7 protein-coding genes are annotated in these 7,947 nt (G+C 42.2%); 1 reads left to right on the top strand and 6 read right to left on the bottom strand.

The genetic code is table 11. The features are described from left to right. Positions 1 to 99: 99 nt before the first annotated feature. Positions 100 to 1,041 (top strand): nucleoside hydrolase, encoded by a 942-nt coding sequence (locus E1160_RS01570; protein WP_155153234.1) that lies wholly within the window; start codon positions 100 to 102, stop codon positions 1,039 to 1,041. On the opposite strand, the gene E1160_RS01565 is transcribed toward E1160_RS01570, so the two are convergent. From E1160_RS01565 to E1160_RS01540, 6 genes are all read right to left on the bottom strand, one after another. Next, positions 1,033 to 1,488 (bottom strand): GNAT family N-acetyltransferase, encoded by a 456-nt coding sequence (locus E1160_RS01565; protein WP_155153233.1) that lies wholly within the window; start codon positions 1,486 to 1,488, stop codon positions 1,033 to 1,035. The two genes, E1160_RS01570 and E1160_RS01565, sit on opposite strands and share 9 nt — an antisense overlap. Before the next feature lie 117 nt (positions 1,489 to 1,605). Further along, positions 1,606 to 2,847, bottom strand: a complete 1,242-nt coding sequence (gene kynU / locus E1160_RS01560; protein ID WP_155153232.1) for a kynureninase — start codon at positions 2,845 to 2,847, stop codon at positions 1,606 to 1,608. A 21-nt stretch (positions 2,848 to 2,868) separates the two neighbouring features. After that, positions 2,869 to 3,561, bottom strand: a complete 693-nt coding sequence (locus tag E1160_RS01555) for an N-acetylmuramoyl-L-alanine amidase (protein WP_155153231.1) — start codon at positions 3,559 to 3,561, stop codon at positions 2,869 to 2,871. A 4-nt stretch (positions 3,562 to 3,565) separates the two neighbouring features. Then, complete coding sequence (locus E1160_RS01550) at positions 3,566 to 5,365, bottom strand: ABC-F family ATP-binding cassette domain-containing protein (protein ID WP_155153230.1); 1,800 nt, start codon at positions 5,363 to 5,365, stop codon at positions 3,566 to 3,568. A 40-nt stretch (positions 5,366 to 5,405) separates the two neighbouring features. Then, the gene (locus tag E1160_RS01545; RefSeq protein WP_155153229.1) at positions 5,406 to 6,137 is read right to left on the bottom strand and encodes a TerB family tellurite resistance protein; all 732 of its coding nucleotides are present in this window, start codon (positions 6,135 to 6,137) and stop codon (positions 5,406 to 5,408) included. Between the two features lie 78 nt (positions 6,138 to 6,215). Next, positions 6,216 to 7,793, bottom strand: a complete 1,578-nt coding sequence (locus tag E1160_RS01540) for a methyl-accepting chemotaxis protein (RefSeq protein ID WP_155153228.1) — start codon at positions 7,791 to 7,793, stop codon at positions 6,216 to 6,218. Between the last annotated feature and the right edge of the window lie 154 nt (positions 7,794 to 7,947).

Here is a 7,947-nt window from a genome sequence, read left to right as displayed (position 1 = left end):
ATTTTGGGTTAAGATGAAACATTATTTCACTGGTCATTTGGCTGTGAAATTTGATAAAGTTACCAGAAATAACATAACAATGGCTGTAAGGAAGCGGGAATGAGACAGATTATTTTGGATTGCGATCCGGGATTAGATGATGCTGTTGCAATTATGATGGCATTGGGAGCATCTGAAAAAATCGAAATATTGGGTATTACGACGGTTGCGGGAAATGTTGGCTTGGATGCCGTTTACCAAAATGCCCGTAATTTATGCTCTCTCGCGGGTCGCGAGGATATCCCAGTGTTTCAAGGCTGCCCGCATTCGATTATGGGCAAACATGTCCGTGCCGCTGAAGTGCATGGGTCAGATGGGGTAGGCGGTGTAATCTTGCCGTCCTCCACGCGTGAGCATGATGTGATGCATTCGGTTGATTTCATTGTCGATACTTGCATGAATGCGGAAGATAAAAGTATTACCATTTGCCCGACAGGTCCGATGACAAATCTGGCCGTTGCCTTGATCAAGGCGCCTGAGATTGAAGATAAGATTCGTGAAATAATATTCATGGGTGGGGTGGCGTTTGGGCCAGGAAATTGTACACCTGCGGCTGAGTTTAACATCTACGCAGATCCTCATGCAGCCCAAATTGTTATCCAAGCAGATATTCCAAAAGTTATGATGGGATTGGATGTAACCCATCAAACACCTTGCACAGAGGCGCGTTTGGATGAATTAAAGGCAATTGGGACGGAACCTGCTAATGCAATCGCTGCGATGATGGAAGCCTATCGTCGTTTGGTGAGGAGCCGTGATCATGGACAGAATGACTGTATGATGCATGACCCATGCGTCATCGCGTATTTGTTAGAGCCCGATTTGTTTGCTGGTCGTAATTATTATGTTGAAGTGGATACGCATGACGGCGTGAGCCATGGGCGCACTTTGGCTGATGGTTTGAGTGTCAGCAAAAAAGCCCCCAATGTGAAGATCATGGAAAAGATCGACGATGAAGGCTTTTATCAATTACTCTATAAAAGTTTACGTGATTTAGGTTAAATCAATCTCGTAAACTACGGGAACTGAGGGGCCTGCTAATTTGTGGTATAGGCCTCTTGCCCGGAAGTTGAAATGTTGCGTTTGCCAATAAACCTTGGCACGTCCGTCTGCTTTGGCTTGTTCTTTAACGGCGTTGATGAGTTTTTCCCCAACGCCACCACCACGGATAGATGGACTGACAAATAGGTCTTCCAAATAACAATAACCTTCTTTGAACCAAGTTGTTTGATGATAAAGATAATGGGTGAAACCAATCATCTTTTCATTTTCATCAAATGCGCCAAAAGCCATTATTTCATCCGTTTGACCTGTCAGTACTGACCATAGATGATTGGTTTGTTCATCACTAATAACGTCCGCAGATTCGTAAAATTCCAGATATCCCTGCCATAGGGGATTCCATGCCTCACGGTCATGAACTTCTAATGGTCGGATAGTGATAGACATAGTAAAGGCCCCCTAGATCTTATGTTTTCTTATTAAATATTTATTCAACAAGAAAACATGGACTAAGGGGCGCAAACAAGTGACAATTATACAGAAATATTTTGGAAATTGGCCCTATTAAGTTACGGCTGCTTTCACGCGATATTCAGGTTTATCATATTTCTTGTCTGCCATGATTACATGTAAGCGTTCAACTGCATCCCAAACATCCTGATAGCTTGTGTAAAGTGGGGTGAACCCAAAACGCAAGAGATTTGGCGCACGGAAATCACCAATGACTTTATCTGCGATTAAGGCTTGCATGATTGGGTAACCATCTTTATGGGCAAAAGAAACCTGACTGCCACGCTGTGCACGTTCACGTGGAGTTGCTAATGTGAAACCATATTCTGCGCAACGTGTTTCAACCAATTCGATAAATGCATCAGTGAGGTTTAGGGATTTCTCACGCAATTGCTGCATATCTACATCTTGCCAAATTTCCAAACCTGCTTCTAAAGCTAGCAATGAAAGAACAGGTGGAGTTCCCACAACAAATCGTGTTTGTGTATCTGATGGTACATATTCGGTTGAGAATTCAAATGGGGATTTATGGCCATGCCATCCTGATAATGGTTGGATGACGGCATCTTTATGGCGATCTGCAACATAGATAAATGCGGGGGCGCCGGGACCACCGTTAAGATATTTATAACCGCACCCAATTGCGAAATCTGTATTCGTACCTTTTAGGTCGACAGGGAAAGCCCCCGCGCTATGGCATAAATCCCAGATCACAATGATACCTTTTGCTTGAGCTTGTTGTGTGATCGCATGCATGTCATATTTACGACCAGTGCGGAAGTTAACTTCGTTGAGAAGAAGCACGGCAATTTCTTCTGTTAAATTTGCTTCAACTTCGGTCTCATCAACTACTTTAAGTTCGCAATTTTCCTTGCCAATCAGTTCTTGTAAGCCTTGGATCATATAAAGATCAGTCGGGAAGTTTGCAGTATCAGATAGAACAATAGAACGGCCTGATTTCGCAATTTTCAAAGCCGCGGCAACAGATTTAAATACATTAACAGAAGTACTGTCGCCTACTTTGATTGTTCCTTTATCTGCCCCCACGATTGGGGCAATCATATCGCCCAGATCATGTGGTTTATTCATCCAGCCATGCTTGTTCCAGCTGGTGATCAAGTCAGTACCCCATTCGACGTCAATGCCCTTAATAACACGTTCTTTCGTGCGTTTAGGTAGGGGGCCAAGAGAATTACCATCCAGATAAATTAAACCATCTGCCAGTTCAAACTCATCACGATATCTAGCCAATGGATCTTGCGCATCCAGCTCTTGCAGTTTTTCCAAAGTATACATGGTTATTCCTATCCCCTAATTCTATTTCTTCTTATTTGTTAATGCAGCCAAGATTTGTCCGGTTTCTTGATCAAATTCACCATCATATTTATTAGGACGAAAGCGAAGCTGAAACGCCGATATGGCTTGTTTTATATCACTAACATCATAGCCAAGTTTAGCAAGAGCCCCGGCTATTACTTTTTCATCATTTGCCATATGGAAAGTTGATAGATCATCGTTTTGCCAAATAGCTAGTTTCTCTTTTGAGAGTGCTTTCCACGGAAAAAGAGGGCCGGGATCAACCTTACGTCCCGGTGCAATATCTGAATGCCCAATCACGTTTGCTATTGGAATATCATGCCGTATGCAAATATCTTTTGTGAGTTCAATTAGGCTTTTTATTTGTTTCTCAGGAAAAGATTGCAATGGACCATTACTATGGCCGGGATTTGCCAATTCGATACCAATGGAGATGCTATTCACATCGGTTTCACCGTGCCAGAAACTTATTCCAGCATGCCAAGCGCGCTTTTTTTCATCAACCATTTGATGAATTTGGCCATCTTCATCGATTAAATAGTGGGCACTCACCTCAGAAGAAGGGTCGCACATGCGATCTAATGCAGCCTGCGAGGAAAGCATATCGGTATAATGCAGGATCAGAAGACTTATCTTCTTACCATCACGTCTATCTCCATAATTGGGAGAAGGGTGTTGGATGATCTCTAGCATTTAACTATCCTTGTAATTCTTCTTGCAACATTTCCAGTTCCAGCCAACGATCTTCTGCCTCTTGAAGTTCTGCCTTTTTCTTATCCAACATATCCGCAGTTGTTTGAAATTTTAGCGGGTCTTTTGAATAAAGATCCGGTGTTGCCAATGTTGCTTCCAATGTTGAAATTTCTTCGTTTAAGGCATCAACTTTTTCTGGGAGCATATCCAGATCACGTTGATCTTTATAGCTTAACTTGCTTGCTTTTTTCTTGGGCTTTGGCGTTTCCGACGGTTCAGAAGGTTCTTTGTGTTTAGAGGCTTTATTAACAGGTTTATCTGTATCGCCATATTCACGTAGATAGTCACTGAAACCACCGGCAACCTCACGGATGACGCCATTACCTTCAAGCGCAATGGTTTGTGTTACAACACGATCCAGAAATTCACGGTCATGGCTTACGACGATGAGAGTCCCATCATAGTCGGCTAACATTTCTTCCAACAGATCCAATGTCTCCATATCCAGATCATTAGTAGGTTCATCGAGTACTAGAAGATTGGCAGGCTTGGTTAGGATTTTAGCCAATAAAAGCCTGTTTTTCTCTCCTCCTGACAAGGTGCTAATCTTACCGCGAATTTGCTGTTCGTTGAATAGGAAGTCCTTTAGATAACCAACCACATGACGTTGGTTATCACCCAGCTGAATTTGATCGGAACCTTCACCGATAACATCCCAAGGGGTGGAATTTAGTGGTAGTTGCGCGCGTTGCTGATCAAACCAAGCCGTCTGTAGATTCATGCCGAGTTTGATCTCGCCACTATCAGGTTTTTCTTCGCCAATAAGCATCTTTACCAATGTGGTTTTCCCCGCCCCGTTGGGGCCAAGAATTCCAACACGATCACCACGCATGATACGTGTTGAAAAGTCTTTAGTAATAGATAAATCACCGAAGCATTTATCTACATTTTCTAGCTCTGCAACACGCTTGCCACTTGTTGCAGCTGTCTGAGTTTTAATGCTACCAACAGTTTGGTTGTTGCGCCATTCGCGTTTTTCTTTTCGAAGGCTATCTAATCTTTCAAGACGGCGTACATTTCTTTTACGCCGTGCTGTAACACCACGAAGTTTATATCTCTCTTCTTGTTTGATGTAGTTTTCAACACGGTTCCGTTCGGCTTCTTCAGTGGCTTCGATTTCATCGACCCAGGCATCGAACTTATCAAATCCGGCATCAAGGCGACGTAGGCTGCCACGATCCAACCAGATAACCCCATTGGTAACTCTTTTTAAAAATGCGCGATCATGGCTAACGATTAATAAAGACCCTCTGAATTGTGAGAGCTCTTCTTCAAGCCATTGAATAGCTGGTAGATCTAAATGGTTAGTAGGTTCGTCTAACAAGAGTAAGTCGGGGTCTTGTGCGAGTGCGCGCGCTAAATCTGCACGACGAATTTGGCCACCGGATAATTTGTTAGCTTCTTGGTTGGGCATTAGGCCGACGGCATAAATTAAAGATTCAGCACGATATTCTTCAGCACCACCTGCAATAACATATTCTAAAACAGTACCACTTTCAGGTGCGATGGGATCTTGTGGTAAAGTGGCAAGTTTTAATCCCGCCATGACATATCGTTCACCTTTATCGAGTCCCAGTTTACCCTCTATCGCCGCTAATAACGTGGACTTGCCGCTGCCATTTCTACCGATCAAGCAAAGACGGTCTCCTTTGGCAATACTTAAATCAGCATCTTCGATAACAGGTGGGGTGCCATGACCTGCGCGTACGTTACGCAAAGCTAAGTATTCAGGACCTTTAGCCATGTGGATTTATCTTCTTTTCTTTATCAAAACAGGTGCTTTATTATAGTCCACGCTGTTTTTTAATTTCATCATAAGCAGCATTTATCGTTGCTAGTTTTTCGTTTGCCATCTCAATAAATTCTTCAGGCAAGCCTTGTGCTGTCAACTTGTCTGGGTGATTTTCAATGACTAGCTTGCGATGTGCGGATTTAATGTCTTGATCGCTTGCAGAGGGTTTCAAGCCAAGTATGGCATATGGGTCTGCGGCTTGGCCGGATTGTTTTAGACCTGTAACACGCTCGAAACATTGATCTGTAAAACCAAAAATATGAGAAACCTTGTGCAGGAATTCTAACTCGCCAGGATGAATTTTGCCGTCGGCTTTTGCAATATGGGTCAAACACCAAAGAAGTTCTTCAAGGACATTAGGTGTATCCTTAAAAGTATCGGCCATTTGTTTGGCATATGGCTCAAATCCATGAGAATCTTGACGGGCCTGGTTGAAAATACGGGCTACATTTTTAACTTCATGATCTGGTACATGAAAGACCTGCTTGAAGGCAATAATCTCATCATCAGTCACTTGCCCATCAGCCTTGGCCATTTTTGCCCCAAGAACAATAACGCCAATGGTAAATGTAATGGTTTTTGTTTGATCTTTTTGTTGATCGGTTTCTGGATCATCACGCATTTTATCAAATACGTGGCCACCTATTGCACCAACCAATGCACCAATAGGACCTCCGACAGCAAACCCACCGACGCCGCCGAGAATTTTACCCCAAATACTCATGTTGATTTTCTAAGCTTTCAATGATTTCTAAACTGTTGATCTATGTGGGCTATCTATACGCTATTGCAAGGGATGTGACTAGAATAAATCCACATCACCATCGTCTTCTTCAGTTGTGGCATCAGCAGTATGATTAGCCGCATTACTATCTGCTTCGGGGAATTGCTCTAAGAAGATCTGCAAGATATGAGTTTCATTTGTTGGTACATCAAATTCTAGATGCACGCCTTTATTAGAGATGCGATAAATTGTTCCTTCAACTGTGTTGATCAAACCATCTAATTTAACGCTGAAGGGCATGCCTTCATTCACTGGAATTGGTAAAGGTGGCATCAAAGCACCGCCAACTGAGATATCAATAAAACGAACTTTATAATCCATTCCATCGATATAGATTTCTGCTTCAGAAGGCAGTGCGTAGCGAGTGTGTTCCCGGCGATTTCCAATTGCAGATTGACGTAAATTTCCCATCAACTCGGTCAGTCGAGATGTCATGCTATCCACATCTTTTGCAGATTGTTCCGCTGTATTTTTGACTTCCTGAGACATTTCATTTGTTGTGGTAACTGCTTCAAGGATTTCGACGGATGACTGGGATACCCCTTGTGATCCTTTAGCAGCTTCCATGATTCGATCTGTAATGTCATTTGTTGCTGTAATTTGAATGTCTACTGTTTCTTGAATCGAATTAGAAATATCGTCAATCTGACTCACTACATCGGTGATTTCTTCTATGGCAATTACGGAATCGTTTGTGGCACTTTGGACACTTGAAATTTGTGTTTGGATCTCTTCAGTGGCCTTTGCTGTTTGATTCGCAAGGTTCTTAACCTCGGATGCTACCACGGCAAAACCTTTTCCAGTTTCTCCTGCACGGGCGGCTTCAATCGTTGCGTTAAGGGCAAGCAAATTGGTTTGTTCCGCAATTTCAGTAATGATGGTTACTACATCACCGATACGATTAGCGGCTTCAGACAAGCTCTGGATACTCTCACGCGTCGCATTGGATTTAACAACTGCCTCACGGGCTACGGAGGCGGCCTGAGATACTTTTTGACCAATATCATTAATATCAGTTTGAAGCTGTTTTGTTTCGTCCGCAGCGATATCAACGGAGGCCCCGACATTTTGTGAGATATCAGTCAACTCTTTCATGCGGGCAGAGGCTGTATCCGCTTTACTAGACATTTGTTCCGAAACAAATTTGAGTAGGGAAACGTTTTGAGCAACGTTTACACCAGTTTCTTTAACTTGTTGGTCTAAACCTTCGGCGATGCCAACGAGTTCTTCGTTGAGTGTTCTTTGTTCTTCATCTTTTGCTTTGAATTCTTTTGCTAAGAATTGATCAATAGCAAAGAAATTTTGTTGGATAAGTTCAACAGAACGTACAAAATCAGAATGAGGATCGGCATATTTGTCAAAGTTAATATTGCGTTTACCAGCGGATATTTCTTCTAAATCTTTAATAAGGCTGACTGTTCTTTGATAAACTCGAAAGAAGTAATAGCATATAGCGATGGTTGCACAGGTGGCAATAACTGCAAATCCAATACCTACGATCCAATCAACGGCGATAAAACTATATAAGGTTAATATCCACCCTAAAACGGATGCAATCAGTAGCGTTATTGTTATCGTTTTTGATGCAGAATTCATAACCGCCCCCAGCGAAATAATCCCTTGATGAAACTAATAAATTTAGGTTCTGAATATAATAGTATTATTGATGAAACTAAATTTATTCGCAACAATAAGATGATTAATTTGAAAAATGATTAATTTTTGTCGCATATGATAAAATAATTTTTGC

It is taken from the genome of Curvivirga aplysinae (assembly GCF_009711445.1).
Classification (GTDB): domain Bacteria; phylum Pseudomonadota; class Alphaproteobacteria; order UBA8366; family Aestuariispiraceae; genus Curvivirga; species Curvivirga aplysinae.
Note: the sequence above shows the minus strand (reverse complement) of the source record. Positions and strands in the feature narration are given on the sequence as shown.

Excerpts from the sequence above, each read along its gene's own strand:
- E1160_RS01555 (WP_155153231.1), bottom strand. The coding sequence starts at position 3,561 with ATGCTAGAGATCATCCAACACCCTTCTCCCAATTATGGAGATAGACGT.
- kynU (WP_155153232.1), bottom strand. The coding sequence starts at position 2,847 with ATGTATACTTTGGAAAAACTGCAAGAGCTGGATGCGCAAGATCCATTG.
- E1160_RS01570 (WP_155153234.1), top strand. The coding sequence starts at position 100 with ATGAGACAGATTATTTTGGATTGCGATCCGGGATTAGATGATGCTGTT.
- E1160_RS01565 (WP_155153233.1), bottom strand. The coding sequence starts at position 1,488 with ATGTCTATCACTATCCGACCATTAGAAGTTCATGACCGTGAGGCATGG.
- E1160_RS01545 (WP_155153229.1), bottom strand. The coding sequence starts at position 6,137 with ATGAGTATTTGGGGTAAAATTCTCGGCGGCGTCGGTGGGTTTGCTGTC.
- E1160_RS01550 (WP_155153230.1), bottom strand. The coding sequence starts at position 5,365 with ATGGCTAAAGGTCCTGAATACTTAGCTTTGCGTAACGTACGCGCAGGT.
- E1160_RS01540 (WP_155153228.1), bottom strand. The coding sequence starts at position 7,793 with ATGAATTCTGCATCAAAAACGATAACAATAACGCTACTGATTGCATCC.